Source organism: Breoghania sp. JC706, assembly GCF_037026715.1.
Lineage (GTDB): Bacteria > Pseudomonadota > Alphaproteobacteria > Rhizobiales > Stappiaceae > Breoghania.
Genome location: NZ_JBANCG010000003.1, coordinates 253,193 through 271,605, shown reverse-complemented (window position 1 = coordinate 271,605; position 18,413 = coordinate 253,193). Strand labels below are relative to the sequence as shown.

The window sequence follows — 18,413 nt, the reverse complement described above, 5'->3', positions numbered from 1 at the left end:
CAGGATGACGTCGTGCGTTGCTATTTCAGCGAAGCCAACAATACGAACACGTCATCCTGATGAGGCCTGACAAGGCCGTCTCGAAGGATCGGCGGCTTGTTCCCTCCAACCAGAGCGCCCGCTAAAGCAGCGCCACGAAGCTGTCGATGTCCTGTTCGCGGGTGCGGAAGCTCGTCACCAGCCGGATCAGCTCCTCGTCAGGCTTGAGGGCCTGGTCGGCGGCGAGCCCGTCGGCCGGCCATTCGTAGAAGGCGGCGCCGGCCGCGCGCATCGCCTCGATGCGGTCCTTCCTGACGACGACGAAGGTCTCGTTGGCTTGCGGCCGCGCGGGCAGACGGGCGTTGTCGCTCGCCTCCACCGCATCGGCGAGCTTCTGCGCCATCGCGTTGGAATGCCGGGCGAGATCGAGCCAGTGATCGTCGGCGAGATAGCCTTCGAACTGGGCCGCCACGAACCGGCTCTTGGAAAAGAGCTGGCCCGCCCGCTTGCGCAGCCAGGAAAGCTCTTCCGCCTTGTCCTTGTCGAAGACGACGACGGCTTCAGCGCACCAGCAGCCGTTCTTGGTGCCGCCAAAGGAGAGAAGGTCCACGCCCGCCTTCCAGGTCATCTCCGCCGGGGTCACGCCCAGCGAGACGAGCGCGTTGGCAAAGCGCGCGCCGTCCATGTGCAGCGGGATCGCGCGCGTGTCAGCGACCTTGCGGATCGCGGCGATCTCCTCGCAGGTATAGACCGTGCCGATCTCGCTCGACTGGGTGATGGTAACGGCCTGCGGCCGGCCGTGATGGACGAAACCGTCCTGAAAGCCGGCAAGCGCGCGGGCCAGTCCCTCCGGCGGGATCTTGCCGCCGGGCCCCTTGATGCGCACGAGCTTGGAGCCGCCAGTCATGAATTCCGGGCAGCCGCATTCGTCCACCGCCACATGCGCCTCGTCGTGACAGAAGATCGCACCGCCTGGCAGCGCGGAATGCGCCAGCGCCAGACTGTTGGCGGCGGAGCCCGTGGCGACGAAAAACACCGCAACCTCGCGCTCGAAGATGTCACAGAACCGGGCTTCCACCCGGCGCGAGATGTCGTCGTCGCCGTAGGCCGGCGCGAATCCATCGTTGGCGGAGGAAAGCGCGGCCATCACCCGGTCCGACGCGCCCGCCCAGTTGTCACTGGCGAAAAACATGGAAAGAGGCGTAAGCCGGAGCCGGGCGGCGCGCAAGAGACTATTTGTGCGCTGCGGCACCCCTACCAGGGCTGCATCCGCTCCCAGCAGCGGCGCGCGAGCACCCGGTCGAGCGCAAACGACCCCGCACCGTAGATCGTCAGGTAGAGAAGCGGGAAGATCCACAAAAGCCGCTGGTCGGCGATCGCCGCATCGGGCGCGCGATCGAAAAAGCCGCCGATCGTCGTCCGGGCCAAATGATGACCGGCGATGTCGACATAGGTCATGGCCGCGATGAAGACGATCATGCCGAGGCTCGCCAGACGGGTGAAGAGCCCGATGACGATCAGGATCGGCAGCAGGAATTCCGCCCACATGGCGACAACGACCATCAGCCCGTAGGGAAGGAAGTCGATGCGCGCGGGATCGTAGCCGACCTGCGCCATCATCCCCGGCAATATCTGCGCGTAGGCGCCGGCGGCGGGATGGATCAGCCCCTCGATCCCGGGCCCGAACTTCGCCATCGCCGATTTCAGGAAATAGACCAGCAACACGCTCGCGAAGATCGCGCGCGCCGCAAGGCCCGGCAGCCAGCTCCCGAGCAGCGCCTGCAACCGCGCGAAGAACAGCAGATGCAGCTTGAATAAACCCAGGATCATGACGTTCCCTCGTGTTACCCGGCCAGTCTTCGTCGCCCGGCCTCTTGGCAGCGGCATGGGCGATTCGCATCGCGATACGCGCGCTCAGGATACAGCGCGCATTCCCGATACGCCGCAGCCGGAAACGAAGGCGGTAAAGTGACGAAAGGGCCGATCGGGGGTCGCATGCCCCACGCTGAAAAGACGCCTGAGCAACAAAGTTACTCTACAGAGGCCAAAGTTATTGTTTGCTGACGATTGCGCACCCAAGCGGGAAACAAACATAATGTCGCGGTCCGCAAAGCTGCTTGCCGAGCGCTGAGAAATCTGGCATGTTGCGCCTCCGAATTAGGACAGGAGTGCTGTCCAATTATTCGCTCGCCACGATGAACCCGCCTCCGGGATGCCCGGTGCAAACGAGGGTGGGTTCGCAGAGAAGGTCGACGGGCCACCGTGATTTCGCGGAAACGGCCCGGACGCGACGATCGCCTGCGCGCGACGCATGGCCGATCGCGCGGCGAGTGCGGACGGACGGTTCCGTGGTAACCTCGGAAACGACCTTGTCCGCCAGGACGGCGCTACCGTCGCGTTTGACAAAGGGGGCTCGCCCCCGTTCAACACGGAACGGCCTGCACGTGGAAGGCCGTTCACACTCGACAGAGCCGCGGCATTGGCCGGTCTCGTCGCTCGAGCCGTACCCGGATGTGGTATGACCCGAGAGAGGAAGGCTGACCCGATGTGCGGCAGACGCGCGCAAGGCGTAATGCCTGACTTTCCGGTACGCTCCCTCGCGAACCGGACAGCATGAAAGGGAGAACGGCCGACCCGCATCGCAACGCGACCCGGCCGACTAACGGGGCAAGGAACAGGATGAGCAGATTGAATATCGCGAACTGGGAACGGCAGGGTATTTCCGTTGAGGTGGAGGGCCGCACGACGGCTGCCGCCAAAACGGCCGCCAAACGTCCCACGTCGCGACAAACGACTGCATACGGCCTGCCCTCCGCCCGTGGCCTTTACGATCCGCGCAACGAGCGCGATGCCTGCGGCGTCGGCTTCATCGCCCACATGAAGGGCGAGAAGTCGCACCAGACCGTCAAGGACGGCCTGCGCATGCTGGTCAACCTTACCCACCGCGGCGCGGTGGGCGCCGATCCGCTGATGGGCGACGGTGCGGGGCTTCTGCTGCAGATCCCCGACAAGCTCTTCCGCCGTGAGGCTTCGAACCTCGGCTTTGCGCTGCCGGAAGCCGGTCATTATGCTGTCGGCCAGATCTTCATGCCGCGCGAGGACGATGTTCGCGATGAGTGCGAGAAGATCGTCGCTCGTGCGGCGGAAGAAAACGGCCTGCCGGTTCTCGGCTGGCGCACGGTGCCGACGGACAATTCCTCGCTGTCGAAGGACCCGGAGATCGCGGCCACCGAGCCCGTTCACCGGCAGATCTTCTTCGCCCGGCCCGAGGGGCTCGACGACGACGCTTACGAGCGCAAGCTCTATCTGGTGCGCAAGATCATCTCCAACGCCATCTTCGACATGACGGAAGGCGGCGACAACGGCTTCTATATCGTCTCCATGTCGAGCCGGACCATCGTCTACAAGGGCATGTTCCTAGCCGAGCAGGTCGGCGCCTATTACAAGGACCTGGTCGATCCTGACTTCGAGACCGCGCTGGCCCTCGTCCACCAGCGTTTCTCCACCAACACCTTCCCCTCCTGGAAGCTCGCCCACCCCTACCGGATGGTCGCGCATAACGGCGAGATCAACACGCTTCGCGGCAACGTCAACTGGATGGCGGCCCGTCAGGCCTCCGTCGCCTCGCCTCTCTTCGGCGACAACATCTCCAAGCTCTGGCCGATCTCCTATGAGGGCCAGTCGGATACGGCCTGCTTCGACAACGCGCTCGAATTCCTCGTGATGGGCGGCTATTCGATGGCGCACGCCGCGATGATGCTGATCCCGGAAGCCTGGGCCGGAAACCCGCTGATGAGCGAGGAGCGCGCCGCCTTCTACGAATACCATGCGGCGCTGATGGAGCCGTGGGACGGACCGGCCGCCGTGGCGTTCACAGACGGCCGCCAGATCGGCGCGACGCTCGACCGCAACGGCCTGCGTCCGGCCCGCTACATCGTCACCGACGACGACATCGTCATCATGTCGTCGGAAGTCGGCGTGCTGCCGGTGCCGGAGGAGAAGATCGTCAAGAAGTGGCGTCTCCAGCCCGGGCTCATGCTGCTGATCGACCTTGAGGAAGGCCGCATCATCGCCGACGAGGAGGTGAAGCACCAGCTCGCCTCCGCCAACCCCTACGGCGAATGGCTGGAACGCAGCCAGATCGTGCTTGAGGACATGGAACCGGTCTCCGGCCGCACGCCGGTGTCTTCGGAAACCCTGCTCGATCTCCAGCAGGCCTTCGGCTACACCCAGGAAGACATCAAGCTCTTGATGTCGCCCATGGCGACCGTCGGCCAGGAAGCCATCGGCTCGATGGGCACGGACACGCCGATTTCCGCGCTCTCCGACAAGGCGAAGCTGCTCTACACCTACTTCAAGCAGAACTTCGCCCAGGTTACCAACCCGCCGATCGATCCGATCCGCGAAGAGCTGGTGATGAGCCTCGTCTCCTTCATCGGCCCGCGCCCGAACCTGTTCGACCTTGAAGGTCTGTCGACCTCCAAGCGCTTGGAAGTGCGTCAGCCGATCCTGACCAACGCGGACCTGGAGAAGATCCGCGGCATCGGGGACATCGCCGACAACCAGTTCCACACCACCACGCTCGACACCACCTACACGGTGGAAAAGGGCGCGGACGGCATGGCCGATGCCCTGAAAGCCCTGTGCGAGCGCGCCGAAAAGGCCGTTCACAACGGGTACAACATCATCATCCTGTCCGACCGTCTGATCTCGCGCACCCGTATCGCGATCCCCGCGCTGCTGGCGACTGCCGCCGTGCACCATCACCTGATCCGCAAGGGACTGCGCACATCCGTCGGCCTGGTGGTGGAATCGGGCGAGCCGCGCGAAGTGCACCATTTCTGCGTGCTGGCCGGCTACGGCGCGGAGGCGATCAATCCCTACCTCGCCTTCGAGACCCTGATGCAGATGCACGAGCGGCTCGATTTCCCCGAGGAAGTGGACGCCTATGAGGTCGTCAAGCGCTACATCAAGTCGATCGACAAGGGCATCTTGAAGGTCATGTCCAAGATGGGCATCTCGACCTACCAGTCCTATTGCGGCGCCCAGATCTTCGATGCGGTGGGGCTCTCCTCCGCCTTCGTCGACAAGTTCTTCTTCGGCACGGCGACCAAGATTGAGGGCATCGGTCTGGCCGAGGTCGCCGAGGAGACCGTGCGCCGTCATGCCGCCGCCTTCTCCGCCATGCCGGTCCTGCGCAATTCGCTCGACGTCGGCGGCGAATATGCCTTCCGTACCCGCGGCGAAAACCATATGTGGACGCCGGACGCGATCGCCAGCCTGCAGCATGCCGTGCGCAACCAGCTCCCCGATCAGTATCGCGAATTCTCCCGCGTGATGAACGAGGACAACGGCCGCTTTACAATCCGCGGTCATTTCCGCATCCGCAACGCCGACGAGATCGGCAACAAGCCCGTGCCGCTTGATGAGGTCGAAACGGCCTCGGAAATCGTCAAGCGCTTCTCCACCGGCGCCATGTCCTTCGGCTCGATCTCCCGCGAGGCGCACACGACGCTGGCCGTTGCCATGAACCGGATCGGCGGCAAGTCGAACACCGGCGAAGGCGGCGAGGAGCCCGAGCGCTTCACTCCGCTGCCGGACGGCACGGCCAACCCGGAACGCTCCGCGATCAAGCAGGTGGCGTCTGGCCGCTTCGGCGTGACGACGGAATACCTCGTCAACTCCGACATGATCCAGATCAAGGTCGCGCAGGGCGCCAAGCCCGGCGAAGGCGGACAGCTGCCCGGCCACAAGGTCGACGCGGTCATCGCCAAGACCCGGCATTCGACGCCGGGCGTCGGCCTGATCTCGCCCCCGCCGCACCACGACATCTACTCGATCGAGGATCTGGCGCAGCTCATCTACGACCTGAAGAACGTCAATCCGGCGGCCGACATCTCCGTCAAGCTGGTGTCGGAAGTGGGCGTGGGAACGGTTGCGGCCGGCGTCGCCAAGGCGCGGGCCGACCACATCACCATCTCCGGCTACGACGGCGGCACCGGCGCCTCGCCGCTGACCTCGCTGAAGCATGCCGGCAGCCCCTGGGAGATCGGCCTCGCCGAGACGCACCAGACGCTGGTCTTGAACAAGCTGCGCTCGCGCATCGCATTGCAGGTCGATGGCGGTCTCAGGACCGGCCGTGACGTGCTGATCGGCGCGCTGCTGGGCGCCGACGAGTTCGGCTTCTCCACCGCGCCGCTGATCGCGGCCGGCTGCCTGATGATGCGCAAGTGCCACCTCAACACCTGCCCCGTGGGCATTGCCACGCAGGACCCGGTGCTGCGCAAGCGCTTCAAGGGCACGCCCGAGCACGTCATCAACTACTTCTTCTATGTCGCGGAAGAACTGCGCGAGATGATGGCCGCACTCGGCTTCCGCACGATCGACGAGATGATCGGCCGCTCCGACATCCTCGACAAGCAGCCGATGATCGAGCACTGGAAGGGCAAGGGGCTCGACTTCACCGGCCTGTTCTTCAAGCCCGACGCGCCGGCCGAAGCCTGCCGCCACACAGAGCTGCAGCAGCACCCGATCGACGACATTCTCGACCGCAAGCTGATCGCCGAGGCGGCCCCTGCGCTGGACAACAAGGAAGCCGTCCGGATCGAGACGCGCATCAACAACGTCGACCGCTCCGCCGGCGCGATGCTGTCGGGCGAGGTCGCCAAGCGCTACGGCCACAAGGGCCTGCCGCACGACACCATCACCGTGTCGCTGACGGGCACCGCCGGCCAGGCGTTCGGCGCCTTCCTCGCGCGCGGCGTGACCTTCGATCTGGTGGGCGACGCCAACGACTATGTCGGCAAGGGCCTTTCGGGCGGCAAGATCGTCATCCGGCCCGATCCCAAGAGCGCGGCCGATCCCGATCATTCGATTATCGCCGGCAACACCGTGCTTTACGGCGCGACCGAGGGCGAGTGCTACATCCGCGGCATCGCGGGCGAGCGCTTCGCGGTCCGCAACTCCGGCGCTCTCGCCGTCGTCGAAGGCATCGGCGACCACGGTTGCGAGTACATGACCGGCGGTGTCGTCGTGGTGCTCGGCTGGACGGGCCGCAACTTCGCGGCCGGCATGTCCGGCGGTGTCGCCTACGTGCTCGACGAGGACGGTTCCTTCCGCCAGCGCTGCAACCTCGCGATGGTGGATCTCGAACCGGTTGCCGAGGAGGATGACCTTCTCGAGAAGCTGCACCACCACGGCGGCGACATCGAGCACAAGGGCCGCGTCGATCTGGGGGCGGATCTCAACCGCCACGACGACGAGCGCCTGCGCCAGATCCTGGCCAAGCATATCCACCACACCGGATCTGCCTGGGCCCAGGAGATCCTGGACAACTGGCACGAGTTCAGACCGAAATTCGTCAAGGTGATGCCGGTCGAATACTCCCGCGCCCTGCGCGAAATGGAAGAGCGGCGCCTCGGCGCGCAGGCAGCCGCCGAGTAGGAGACGCAACAGTTATGGGTAAGGTAACCGGCTTTCTCGAGATCGACCGGCAGGACCAGAAGTATCAGCCTGCCTCCGATCGTATCCGCCACTTCCGCGAGTTCACGCTTCCGCTCTCCGAGCCGGAAGTGGTGCGCCAGGCCGCGCGCTGCATGGATTGCGGCATTCCGTTCTGTCACGGGCCGAACGGTTGTCCGGTGGACAACCAGATCCCCGACTGGAACAACCTGGTCTACGAAGAGGATTGGGAGGAAGCGACCCGCAACCTCCATTCCACCAACAACTTCCCCGAGTTCACCGGCCGCGTCTGCCCCGCCCCGTGCGAGGAGGCGTGCACGCTGAATCTCGAGGACATCCCGGTCAACATCAAGACGGTCGAGCAGTCGATCGCCGACAAGGCGTGGGCGAACGGCTGGATCACGCCGGAACCGCCGGAAAAGAAGACCGGCAAGAGCGTCGGCGTCGTGGGTTCGGGGCCCGCCGGTCTCGCCGCCGCCCAGCAGCTTGCGCGCGCCGGCCATGACGTCGTGGTCTACGAGCGCGAGCCGTTCGCCGGTGGCCTGCTGCGCTATGGCATCCCAGACTTCAAGATGGAGAAGCACCACATCCAGCGCCGCGTCCAGCAGATGGAAGCGGAAGGCGTGGTCTTCGAACACGGCGTCAATGTCGGCGTCAACGTCACCGTGGCCGAGCTTCGCGGCCGCCACGACGCGCTGCTGTTCGCCACCGGCGCCGAGCGTCCGCGCGATCCGGGCGTGCCGGGCATGGATCTCGCCGGCTGCCACTGGGCCATGCCCTTCCTCGTCCAGCAGAACCGCCGCATCAACGGCGAGGACGTCTCCCACGAGGAACCGCTGTGGGCCGGCGGCAAGCACGTCGTCGTCATCGGCGGCGGCGACACGGCGTCGGACTGCGTGGGAACCTCGTTCCGCCAGGGCGCGGTTTCCGTCACCCAGCTCGACATCCGCCCGATCCCGCCCCTGAAAGAGGACAAGCTGGCGGTCTGGCCCTACTGGCCGACCAAGTTCCGCACATCCTCCTCCCAGGCCGAAGGCGCGGAGCGCGAGTTCTCGGCGGCAACGCTGGAGATCGTCGGCGAGGACGGCCACGTGACCGGCGTGAAATGCGCCCGCGTGGACGAGCGTCGCGTGCCAATCGAGGGCACCGAGTTCATCCTTCGCGCCGGTCTGGTACTTGCCGCGATCGGCTTTTCGGGGCCGGAGCTCAACACCTACATCAAGGAAATGGGCGACGAACTTAAGCTCGACAAGCGCACCAACATCAAGGCCAACACGGACGACTACCGCACCACCGTTTCGGGCGTCTACGCCTGCGGCGACGTGCGTCGCGGCCAGTCGCTGGTGGTGTGGGCGATCCGCGAAGGCCGCCAGGCCGCCCGCTCCATCGATCTGGACCTGATGGGCGTGACCGAACTGCCGCGCTGAGGCGGGCGGGTCGAATGATCTGACGAACAGGGTGCGGTCTTCGGGCCGCACCCTTTTTTGTGCGCGCTTTCGGGGATGTCCCGAGAAGATGGCCGCTTTTGCCACGAGCCGTCGTCAGGGCTTCGAACAAGCCGCCCATCCTTCGAGACGGCCTTTCAGGCCTCCTCAGGATGACGCTGAGCGTGTTGATTGCCCCACAACTCTCCCCGTCATTGCCGGCTCCGACCGGCAATCCATGCCGTGATGTCTCCACCCGGCCAATATTCAAGATTGAGTGACGGCCCCACCTTCACTCCATGCCGATGGATTACGGAATGGATTGCCGGTCGGAGCCGGCAATGACGGGGAGAGTGCGGAAAACGATCAACACCCACAACGTCATCCTGAGGAGGCGCGTCAGCGCCGTCTCGAAGGATGGTCCGCACACTCCACGCCTGCCACAAGGCACACTCTCCACGCGCGCGGGCCCAGCCTCTCAGGCGGCCCGAATGCTCGTCAGGAACTGGCTGACCTGCGCCTGCAGCTTGCCCGAAAGCCCGTTGAGTTCGCCCGCCGCCTCGCGCATTTCGGCCGAGGCTTCCTTGCTGGTCGTCGTCGCCTCCGTGAGCCGCTCGACGTTCGAGCCCACCCGTTCCGCGCTGCCGTTGGCGTGACGCACCGAGCGGGTGATTTCCTCCGTCGCGCTCGTCTGCTCGTTGACGGCACCGAGGATCAGCCCTGAAATCTCGCTGATCCGCGTGATCGTGTCGGCGATGGAGCGGATCGCGTGGACCGCCTGATCCGCCACCGTCTGCACCGACACCACTTGCGCCGAAATCTCTTCCGTCGCCTTCGACGTCTGCCCGGCGAGCGCCTTCACCTCGTTGGCGACGACGGCAAAGCCCCGACCGGCCTCGCCCGCTCGCGCCGCCTCGATGGTGGCATTCAATGCCAGCAAGTTGGTCTGGTCGGCGATCTGGCTGATGAGTTCCACCACCTCGCCGATCGCCCGGCCGCTTTCCGCCAGCCGGCCGACGATCACGTCCGTCTTGCGCGCCTCGTCCACTGCCTCGTCGGCGATGGACGCCGCCTGGTTCATGTCGCGGCCGATGCCGCTGATCGCTTCCGACAGCCGCTCCGCGGAAACGGCAACCGCATCCACCGCCTGGCTGGCATCGCCGAAAGCGCCGGAAACATCCGTGACCGCCTCGCTGGAGGCATCCACCGCCTCGCGCAGATGATCGGTGTTGGAGCCGACCTTGCCCGCCGCACTCGTGAGCGCCTCCACGACGCTGATCACCGAGCGCTCGAAGTCCTCGGCCACGTCCATCATCAGTTGGTGGCGTTCCTCGTCGGCCCTGCGCTGGCTCTCTGTCTGGCGTTCCGCCTCCATCCGCGCGCGCTCGGCGAGCTTGGTCCGGAACCCGATCACGGAGCGGGCGATCGCGCCGATCTCGTCGGTCCGCGTCTCGCCGTCGATATGCACGTCAAAGTCGCCCTGCGACATATGGTCCAGGCCGTTCTGCAGACGCGTCAGGGGCTTCGCGACGCCGAGCGCCAGCACCACGGCCATGCCGAGAAAGAGTGCGCCGACCGGCATGCAGACGAACGCGATCTTGACCAACTGGTCGAGGATCAGCCCGTCCACGCTGGCTCCGACGCCTTGGTCGATGAAGGCCTTGGCAAGATCCGGGGTCCCAAGGGCGGAGGTCAGGGCTTCCCGGAAAACAAAGAAGGAATAGGCCGTGCCGCCAAGCATGATGAGGGCGGCGCTGCCGACAAGCAACATGAAGCGGCCCAGGATGGTGAGCCGGAAAAGGGAGGGATAACCCGAAGACATTGTTACCTCAGCCGTTCAGGACCGTCCGGCCGGAGGCGTGTGCAGCTGGACACATTGCCTCCCCAACGAACGCGTCTCGGAGAGGCATGGTCGTTGGGAGCGGTAAAAATATCGTAGCTTATTCAAGAATAATGAGCGGTTTACCGTGTTATTCGGTAGTCGTCGACACGCCCTTCTACCTGCGGTAGCGGCCGCCCCTCAACAATGAGGCGGTGCTGCAGTGACCCTTCGGAAGGTATGGCCGGCGCAATCTCTTCGCCCGCCAGCGTCTCTTCACGCGAAGCACCGCCGCTCAACAGGATCATGTTTGCATCTCCACCGGGGAAGGCAAGCTCCAATGCCGGCCCCTCGCCGAGAATGCGCGCGATCCTCTGCTGCACGAAGAAGGCCACCTTGCGGTAACCAGGCCACGTGAAATAGAGCCCGTCTTCGGTGCGCAACCGCTGGCGCTTGCCGTCCACATCCGCGCCATACGAGGTGTACTTGCCCTCTTCCGACAGGAATGCCTCCCACAGATCGACGAAGATGCCGTCGGCGGTTTCCACCTTCTCCTTGTAGAAATCGTTGAGGTAGCTGAAATCGGAGCGCCTGTCGGGGCCGCTGACCGGCGGCAGGCCGACCCACACCAGCGGCTTTCGCGAATCGCGAACGGCGGCGACCGTGCGTTGCACCAGCACGCGGTAGACCTCTTCCCACGCCGGATCCCGGAAGCCGGCGCGCTGGCCGTCGAGCGTCACCTGGCGGCGGTCGTCGGTGCCCAGCATGACGACGACGACATTGACATCGCCCTGCTTGAGCCTCTGCGCGATGCGGGTCGGCCAGTCCGGATCGGCCTTGCGGATGAGCCCGAGCGAGCGGGAAATCTCGCTTTCCACCTTGATGGTCGGCGTCTGCGCATAAGCCGCCTCAAGCCCGCGCGCCAGACCATCAGCCATGGCATCGCCGACGACGAGAACGGTACGGGCATCCGCGCTCTTGGGCTCGGCCTGGATCTTCGGCGGCGCGGGCGCGACCCGGCGGATCGTGCGCTGCGGCTTTTCCGGCTCCTGCAGCTTGCGCGGCGGCGCCGCCCGGCGACCTCCGCGAAAGAGCCGCAACAGCGGCGACAGCGGATGCCAGCCGCCGCCGTCCTGAGCCAGCACGACCGGCGCGCCGCCGGGGCTGTCGGGAACGGCGGAGGCGGCGCCTGCGACACCCGGCGCAGCGAAAGACGGCACCGCCAGCGTGGCGGCGACCAGCATCGTCGCTGCAAAACCGAATATCCGAAGATCCGTCAGCCGCATCTCGTTCCGCATCCCGTGCCGCGCACCGTTTCGCCGCACCATATACGCGCGCGTCCCGCGTGCAAGCGGGATGCGCGGGCCTTGCGCACGGCGGAGCCGTTCAGCCGCCTTGCAGCATCTCCAGCAAACTGAGGCTGGCGACGCCGTCCGGCGCCATGCCGGAATTGCGCTGGTATTCTCGGATGGCAGCCCGCGTCTGATTGCCGATCTTGCCGTCCACCGCGCCCGCCTCGTGGCCAAGCCGGTTCAGCAGCGCCTGCAGGCTCTTCCTCTCGTCGTCGTTGAGCGGCCGATCCCCCTCGGGCCAGTCGCGCGCGAACGCATCGCCGCCGCGCAGCCGGTCGGCAAGGTGGCCCACCGCCAGCGCATAGGAATCGGCGTTGTTGTAGCGCTTGATGACCTCGAAGTTCTTCAGCATCAGGAAGGCCGGCCCCTTGGCGCCGGCGGGCGCGAACAGGAATGCCTCGTCGGAGGGCCTGGGGAAGTCGCGCCCCTCGGTGCGCGTCACGCCGAGCTTCGACCACTGGGCCAGCGTGCGCTTGCGGCGCGTGTCGCCGAGCGAATAGTCGAAGCCCCTCGGCAGCTTCACCTCGTAGCCCCAGGTCTTGCCGGCTTCCCAGCCCGAGGAATTGAGATAGGCCGCCGTGGAGGCCAGCGCATCCGGGATCGAGGTCCAGATGTTGCGCTTGCCGTCGCCGTCGAAATCCACCGCATAGGCGTTGTAGGTGGTGGGAATGAACTGGGTGTGGCCCATCGCGCCCGCCCAGGAGCCCATCATGTGGCGCGCATCGACGTCGCCGGTCTGCAGGATCTTCATCGCCGCGATGAGCTGCTTGCGGCCGAAGCTCTTGTAACGCCCCCCGTCATAGGCGAGCGAGGCGAGCGAGCGCACCACCGGCTTCATGATCTTGTGATTGTCGAGCACCGCGCCGTAAGCCGATTCCATGCCCCAGATCGCCACGACCACCTCCCGGTCGACGCCGAAAGACCTCTCGATCTGATGCAGCACCGGCGCGTATTCGCGCAGCTTCTCCCGGCCGTTTTCGATCCGGCTTTCGGAGACAACCCTTTCCAGATAGTCCCACACGGGCCGCACGAATTCGGCCTGGTTGTCCGTCTTGGCGATGACCTCGCGGTCGAGCGTCACCCCGCGCATGGCCTGGTCGTAGGTTCTGCGGGAGATGCCGGCGGCATGGGCCTCGCGCCAGAAGCTGCGCTTCCAGCTGTCGAAACCGCCCTGCGCGGCGGCCGGCGTCAGCAGCGCCAACGAGACGAGCACCGCGGCCGCAAGGCCGCCCGCGCGCAGACCGGTCGTCCGGCCCGCGGTCTTCCCTGCCCTTTGGCCTTCTGTCCGGCTCGCCCGCCTGCCGGCCCGCGCGCCGAGGATGGATCTGAGGGCGGAAATCGTGATGAAGGACATCTTCAGCTCCGGTATCCGAATCTCGATGTTGAAAGTCCGATCGAATTCAGCGTTTCCGGCACACATGGAGCCAGGGTATCACCCCTTGCGTCAGCGCCGGAACCTGAAACCTGCCTCGATCGTGTGGCTGTCGTAGTCCTGACCGGACCGCGAGCTGTCGACCCGCTCGTAGCTGTATTCCGCCTGCACGGCTGCCGTATTGGAAATCGCGTAGGTCGCCGTCGCGCTGCCGGTGTAGGTCAGCTCGTTCAGGTCGATGCCCTGGTAGGAGCGATAGGCCGCTCCTCCCGACACTTCCACGGCGACGTCATGTGTCAGCGAATGCGCCACGGTCAGCTCGCCGCTGTGGATGAGCGAACCGGACGCACCGGTCAGGGATGAGGCCTCGAAGGCCGTCGATGCGCTCAGACGCACCGAAGTCAGCCGGCTCGGCGACCATGTCAGGTCGCCATCGACGAGCAGGCCTTGCAGATTCTTGTATTGCGCGCCGTCGAGATCCTCGCTGCGCCAGCCGACGCCGATCTCGCCCGCAAGCTTGGGCCCACCGTTGAACACGAAGCCCGTGCGTAGCGCATAGCCCTTGGCGTTGCGCTCCGTCCCGTCCTGGTAGAACCGGCCGAGAACGGTCGCCTCGGCAAAGGGCGACACGGTGGCACGCAGGTTGTAGGCCAGGCGTAGCGTGCCCGAGGCCACCATGTTGTCTCGGTCGCCCGCGTCGTCACCGCCGGTATAGATCGTTCCGTCAAGCCCGCCGCGCAAGGTGACGGCAATGAGCCCGGCATCCCGCGTAACCCCCAGCGAACCGGAGAGCCCGTGCTGGTAGGTCCGCTTCGAGCCGCCGGAGTTCTCCGCATTGGAGCGCGATTCCGGGCTGACCGTATAACCGGCCGTGGCGTCCACGGTGGTCACCTCGCCGGCATCGAGGCGCAGCGCGGCCGAGGCCGCGCCGGACATGTCGTGACCGTCCGATCCGGAGGGCGCATCGGGATAGCCGGTGAAGCTGCCGCGCAGGTTCATCTCCAGCGCATGCCGGTCCCAGTCGCTGACGACCCGGAGTGACGGCGCCAGACGAACGAGCGCCCCGCTCTCGCCGCCGACGGCGCCGCTGACGTTCGTCGTCGCTCCGCCGCGCACTGTCAGTTCCGGATAGAGCAGGAACGTCCCCGCGCGCACGCCGCGCGGCGCGTCGCGTTCCGTATCTCCGGCAAGGGTGGTGCCCTCGTTGCGCGGACGCGGCGTCGATCCCGTCGTGAGGGGCGCAACCGGCTGGACCGGACGAACCGCGCGAACGCGCCGGACGGTGGCCTGCTCCGCCACACCGGCGGTATCGGCCGGGCGCCCCCTGGGCAGCGCGCCGACGGCGCCGGACCCGTTTGCGCCTGACCCGTTTGCGTCGCCCGAATCGCCGGATGCGAAGTCATCGCCAGCCAGGCCGTCGTCCTGCCCTGAACCGTCCGAAAGAACATCCTGCGACCCGCGATCACGCGCACTCATGCCCGCGCCGAACGAGCCGCGCAGCAGGTTCGAATCGCTCGTTTGGGCGGTGGCGGCCGTGGCGGCGGCCATCGCACACAGGACAAGGGCGGTGCGTATCATCTGCCTTATCGGCCCGGTTCAATCCGACACGCGGGTCTGTCGCGCGGTCATGCTTTTCGAAGTGTGAAAAACTTTGGTTAATTTTATCTTGTGATGCTTGATCGCGAGCGGCACGCCTCGCGCCGTCAAAGGTCCGGACCGCGTCAAACGCCCGCATCCGGACACGTTGTCTCGGTATTGCCGCAAACATTTGATGTTGAGTGCAAAGGATGCCAAACAGGATCCGGCCTGAACCGGCCGGAGAAGCGAATGGGCCGCAGCGCCTTGGCACACCGCGGCATATGGGGAAGTCAGTGTTAAATCCGGAAAATCAGCCCGGCGCGGACGTGAATGCCGCCGCCGATGATCGCGTTCTTGGATGGATCGCGTCGGCCGAGCACACGCTCGACACGGAGATCGCGGCGATCCAGGCGCTGCGGGCCGCGCTCGGCAACGGACTTTCGGCGACCTTCACCAAGGCGGTGGACCTGATCGGCAAGCTCACCGAGGGCAGGCTCATCGTCACCGGCGTCGGCAAGAGCGGTCACATCGGCACCAAGATGGCCGCTACCTTCGCCTCAACCGGAACCCCCGCCTTTTTCGTCCATGCCAGCGAGGCGAGCCACGGCGATCTCGGCATGATCACCGAGCGCGACGCGGTGGTCGCGATCTCGTGGTCGGGCGAAACCCAGGAATTGGCCCCCACCATCGCCTACACCCGGCGCTTCAACGTGCCGCTCATCGCCATCACCTCGCGCAAGGACAGCGCGCTGGGGCGCGCCGCCGACATCGTCCTGGCCCTGCCCCGGGTAGACGAGGCCTGCCCGCTCGGCCTTGCGCCGACCTCCTCCACCATCATCCAGATGGCGATCGGCGATGCGCTGGCGATCGCGCTTCTGGAATCGCGCGGCTTTACCGCCCGCGACTTCTCCATCTTCCACCCCGGCGGGCGCCTCGGCGCCAGCCTGCGGCTCGTGCGCGAGATCATGCACACCGGCGATGCCCTGCCGGTCGCCCCGATCGGCACGCCCATGCGCAAGGCGATCGTGCTGATGACGCAAAAGGGCTTCGGCTGTCTCGGCATCGTCGACGAGTTGCACAAGCTCACCGGCATCATCACCGACGGCGACCTGCGTCGCCACATCGACAGCAATTTCCTCGACCGCAACGTCGAGGACATCATGACGCTGGGGCCCAAGGTGGTTGCCCCTGACCTTCTGGTCGCCTCCGCCCTGGAGCAGCTCAACACGTCCTCCATTACGGCGCTGTTCGTGGTCGAGGATGCCCGGCCGGTCGGCATCGTGCATCTGCACGACCTGCTGCGCGTGGGCGCGGCCTGACGGCGCACCCGGACCGCAGCCCGTCTCCACGGTGCAAACGGCACAATACCGTGCATTTCACAGGTATCGCCTTGGCCGGCGACCACAGCCGGCCACCCTGCCCGTTTGCCGCAAGACCACCCGACAAGCTCGCTGTTTTCCCTTTGTAAACCATAACCATGGCGAAGTGGTCCGTAGCTCCATTCCCGCGCGCAATTAGCAATTGCTTAGCGACACTGCGGCTAGGGTGAGCGGCGAAACGGGGCTGAGACGGGATCGGGCCGGCAAGGGCAGAGCTTCCTGCTGCCTCCAAGCCTTTGATCATTAACGTAAACGAGGTTTCCCCGCATACCTGTACGGTGTGCATGTGGACACCTGGAGAGCGGCATTCGGCAATGGATCTGGCGAGTATCATCGGTGTGGTTGGCGCCTTGGGGGTTGTCCTCGCGGCGATCTTTGTGGGCGGCAGTTTCAGCCAGTTTGTCGACGTTCCCTCCATCCTGATCGTCATAGGCGGCGGTTTCGCCGCGACCCTCATCCGTTTTCCGCTGGCCGGGATCGGCGGCGCCATGGTGCTGGGCTCGAAGGTCGCCTTCTCGCACAAGAAGGTGGAACCGCGCGATCTCGTCGAGAAGATCACCGAGCTTGCCGACATCTGCCGCAAGTCCGGCCCGCTGGGCCTGGAGAACGTGGAGATCGAGGAACCGACCCTTGCGCGCGGCGTGCAGTACATCGCCGACGGCTATGACGGCGACTTCATCCGCGGTTCGATGGAGCGCGAGCGCGACCTGTTCCTGGAACGCCTGTCGGAAGGAAAGCGCGTCTTCAAGGCGCTGGGCGACAGCGCGCCCGCCTTCGGCATGATCGGCACGCTCGTCGGCCTGGTGCAGATGCTGGCCAACATGGACGACCCCTCCACCATCGGCCCGTCGATGGCGGTGGCGCTGCTGACGACGCTCTACGGCGCGCTGATCTCCAACGCCGCATGTCTGCCGCTGGTCGACAAGCTCGACAGCAAGTTCGACACGGAAGAGCTGAACCAGACCCTGATCATCGACGGCATCATGCAGATCCGCGAGTCCAAGAGCCCGGCGATCATCCGCGAGATGCTGATCGCCTATCTGCCCGAAAAGAGCCGCGCCGACTTCCAGGACGCAGCCTGATCCGGGGGAGCTGAACGATGGCGAAGAAAAAGCAAGCGGCGGGCGGCGCACCGGAATGGCTGGTGACCTTTGCCGACCTGATGTCGCTGCTGGTCTGCTTTTTCGTGCTCATCATCTCCTTCTCCATTCAGGACAAGGAAAAACTCCAGGTCGTGGCCGGATCGATGAAGGATGCCTTCGGCGTGAAGGAGAACTCGCGCAGGAACGGCATCATCGAGGTCCAGGGGCTGCCGATCCGCGACTACATGAAGGACGTTTCGCAACGCCCGACCGAGAACGATTCCGATTTCGCGACAGAACGGCACGAAGAGCGCTCCAAGCAGGGGCCTGAGGCCAACACGCACGACGTGGAGAAGGCCAATATCGAGCGCCCCCGCCAGTTCGCCACCGCCGCCGCCTCCATCCGTCAGGCCTGGCAGGAAATGCCGGAGATCACGGAATTCCAGTCGAACCTGATCATCGAGGAGAACGAGGAGGGGCTGAACATCATGCTGGTCGACCAGGACGGCCGCTCGATGTTCCCCGAAGGCTCCAAGTACCCTTACGAGACGACCCGCAAGCTTCTCGCCAAGATGGCGCCGGTGCTGATGGAGATGCCCAACCGCATCAAGATCACCGGCCACACCATGTCCGGCAGCGGCAGCAAGGGCGCCGGCTACACCAATTGGGAACTGTCCGCCGACCGCGCCAACGCCGCGCGCCAGATCCTGTCGGAATACGGCGTGAAGGACGACCGCTTCTTCGCCGTGGTCGGCAAGGCGGACACCGATCCGCTTTTTCCGCACGATCCCTATCTGGCGGCGAACCGGCGCATATCCATCCTCCTGATGAACGAAAGCCCGCCGCTGCCGGTCGACTACAAGCCGTAAGCCGCGCGCACACGCACACTTCGGTGCCGGATCGTTGCACACGCGGCATGAGGGAGCCGGAGGCAAGCCGGACGCCCCCGCCTGCTGCGAAACAGCCG

Annotated in this window: 11 protein-coding genes; 5 read left to right on the top strand and 6 right to left on the bottom strand. The window is 65.5% G+C overall.

All coding sequences use genetic code 11. The annotated features are described in order from the left end of the window. Positions 1–121 precede the first annotated feature (121 nt). Complete coding sequence (locus tag V2L18_RS07090) at positions 122–1,171, bottom strand: low specificity L-threonine aldolase (protein WP_336177303.1); 1,050 nt, start codon at positions 1,169–1,171, stop codon at positions 122–124. A 62-nt stretch (positions 1,172–1,233) separates the two neighbouring features. Next, complete coding sequence (locus V2L18_RS07085) at positions 1,234–1,809, bottom strand: DoxX family protein (RefSeq protein WP_336177301.1); 576 nt, start codon at positions 1,807–1,809, stop codon at positions 1,234–1,236. An 864-nt stretch (positions 1,810–2,673) separates the two neighbouring features. Here V2L18_RS07085 and gltB point away from each other — a divergent pair. Continuing rightward, positions 2,674–7,422 (top strand): glutamate synthase large subunit, encoded by a 4,749-nt coding sequence (gltB, locus tag V2L18_RS07080; protein WP_336177719.1) that lies wholly within the window; start codon positions 2,674–2,676, stop codon positions 7,420–7,422. Positions 7,423–7,436: 14 nt separating this feature from the next. Continuing rightward, positions 7,437–8,867, top strand: coding sequence for a glutamate synthase subunit beta (locus V2L18_RS07075; RefSeq protein WP_336177300.1), 1,431 nt, complete (start codon positions 7,437–7,439; stop codon positions 8,865–8,867). Between the two features lie 475 nt (positions 8,868–9,342). Here the strand turns inward: V2L18_RS07075 and V2L18_RS07070 are convergent, their stop codons facing one another. The 4 genes from V2L18_RS07070 to V2L18_RS07055 form a co-directional block, all read right to left on the bottom strand. Continuing rightward, entirely contained in the window at positions 9,343–10,686 is a 1,344-nt protein-coding gene (locus V2L18_RS07070) for a HAMP domain-containing methyl-accepting chemotaxis protein (protein WP_336177298.1), read from the bottom strand. Positions 10,687–10,826: 140 nt separating this feature from the next. Further along, positions 10,827–11,969 carry a GDSL-type esterase/lipase family protein gene (locus V2L18_RS07065; protein ID WP_336177296.1) on the bottom strand — a complete coding sequence of 381 codons (1,143 nt, stop codon included), beginning with the start codon at positions 11,967–11,969 and terminating at the stop codon, positions 10,827–10,829. 100 nt (positions 11,970–12,069) lie between these two features. Then, the gene (locus V2L18_RS07060) at positions 12,070–13,389 is read right to left on the bottom strand and encodes a lytic murein transglycosylase (RefSeq protein ID WP_336177294.1); all 1,320 of its coding nucleotides are present in this window, start codon (positions 13,387–13,389) and stop codon (positions 12,070–12,072) included. 90 nt (positions 13,390–13,479) lie between these two features. Next, positions 13,480–14,985 (bottom strand): outer membrane beta-barrel protein, encoded by a 1,506-nt coding sequence (locus V2L18_RS07055; RefSeq protein ID WP_336177292.1) that lies wholly within the window; start codon positions 14,983–14,985, stop codon positions 13,480–13,482. A 326-nt stretch (positions 14,986–15,311) separates the two neighbouring features. Between V2L18_RS07055 and V2L18_RS07050 the strand changes: the two genes are divergently transcribed. The 3 genes from V2L18_RS07050 to V2L18_RS07040 all read left to right on the top strand — a co-directional run bounded on the left by V2L18_RS07050 (position 15,312) and on the right by V2L18_RS07040 (position 18,315). Further along, positions 15,312–16,304: a KpsF/GutQ family sugar-phosphate isomerase gene (locus V2L18_RS07050; protein WP_336177717.1), complete on the top strand. Its 993-nt coding sequence runs from the start codon at positions 15,312–15,314 to the stop codon at positions 16,302–16,304. 374 nt (positions 16,305–16,678) lie between these two features. Beyond that, positions 16,679–17,446 carry a MotA/TolQ/ExbB proton channel family protein gene (locus V2L18_RS07045; protein ID WP_336177291.1) on the top strand — a complete coding sequence of 256 codons (768 nt, stop codon included), beginning with the start codon at positions 16,679–16,681 and terminating at the stop codon, positions 17,444–17,446. Positions 17,447–17,463: 17 nt separating this feature from the next. Further along, positions 17,464–18,315, top strand: a complete 852-nt coding sequence (locus V2L18_RS07040; protein WP_336177289.1) for a flagellar motor protein MotB — start codon at positions 17,464–17,466, stop codon at positions 18,313–18,315. Positions 18,316–18,413: the final 98 nt, after the last annotated feature.

Coding starts and splice junctions, on each gene's coding strand:
- V2L18_RS07040 (WP_336177289.1), top strand. CDS start 17,464: ATGGCGAAGAAAAAGCAAGCGGCGGGCGGCGCACCGGAATGGCTGGTG.
- V2L18_RS07075 (WP_336177300.1), top strand. CDS start 7,437: ATGGGTAAGGTAACCGGCTTTCTCGAGATCGACCGGCAGGACCAGAAG.
- V2L18_RS07070 (WP_336177298.1), bottom strand. CDS start 10,686: ATGTCTTCGGGTTATCCCTCCCTTTTCCGGCTCACCATCCTGGGCCGC.
- V2L18_RS07055 (WP_336177292.1), bottom strand. CDS start 14,985: ATGATACGCACCGCCCTTGTCCTGTGTGCGATGGCCGCCGCCACGGCC.
- V2L18_RS07060 (WP_336177294.1), bottom strand. CDS start 13,389: ATGTCCTTCATCACGATTTCCGCCCTCAGATCCATCCTCGGCGCGCGG.
- V2L18_RS07065 (WP_336177296.1), bottom strand. CDS start 11,969: ATGCGGCTGACGGATCTTCGGATATTCGGTTTTGCAGCGACGATGCTG.
- V2L18_RS07090 (WP_336177303.1), bottom strand. CDS start 1,171: ATGTTTTTCGCCAGTGACAACTGGGCGGGCGCGTCGGACCGGGTGATG.
- V2L18_RS07045 (WP_336177291.1), top strand. CDS start 16,679: ATGGATCTGGCGAGTATCATCGGTGTGGTTGGCGCCTTGGGGGTTGTC.
- V2L18_RS07085 (WP_336177301.1), bottom strand. CDS start 1,809: ATGATCCTGGGTTTATTCAAGCTGCATCTGCTGTTCTTCGCGCGGTTG.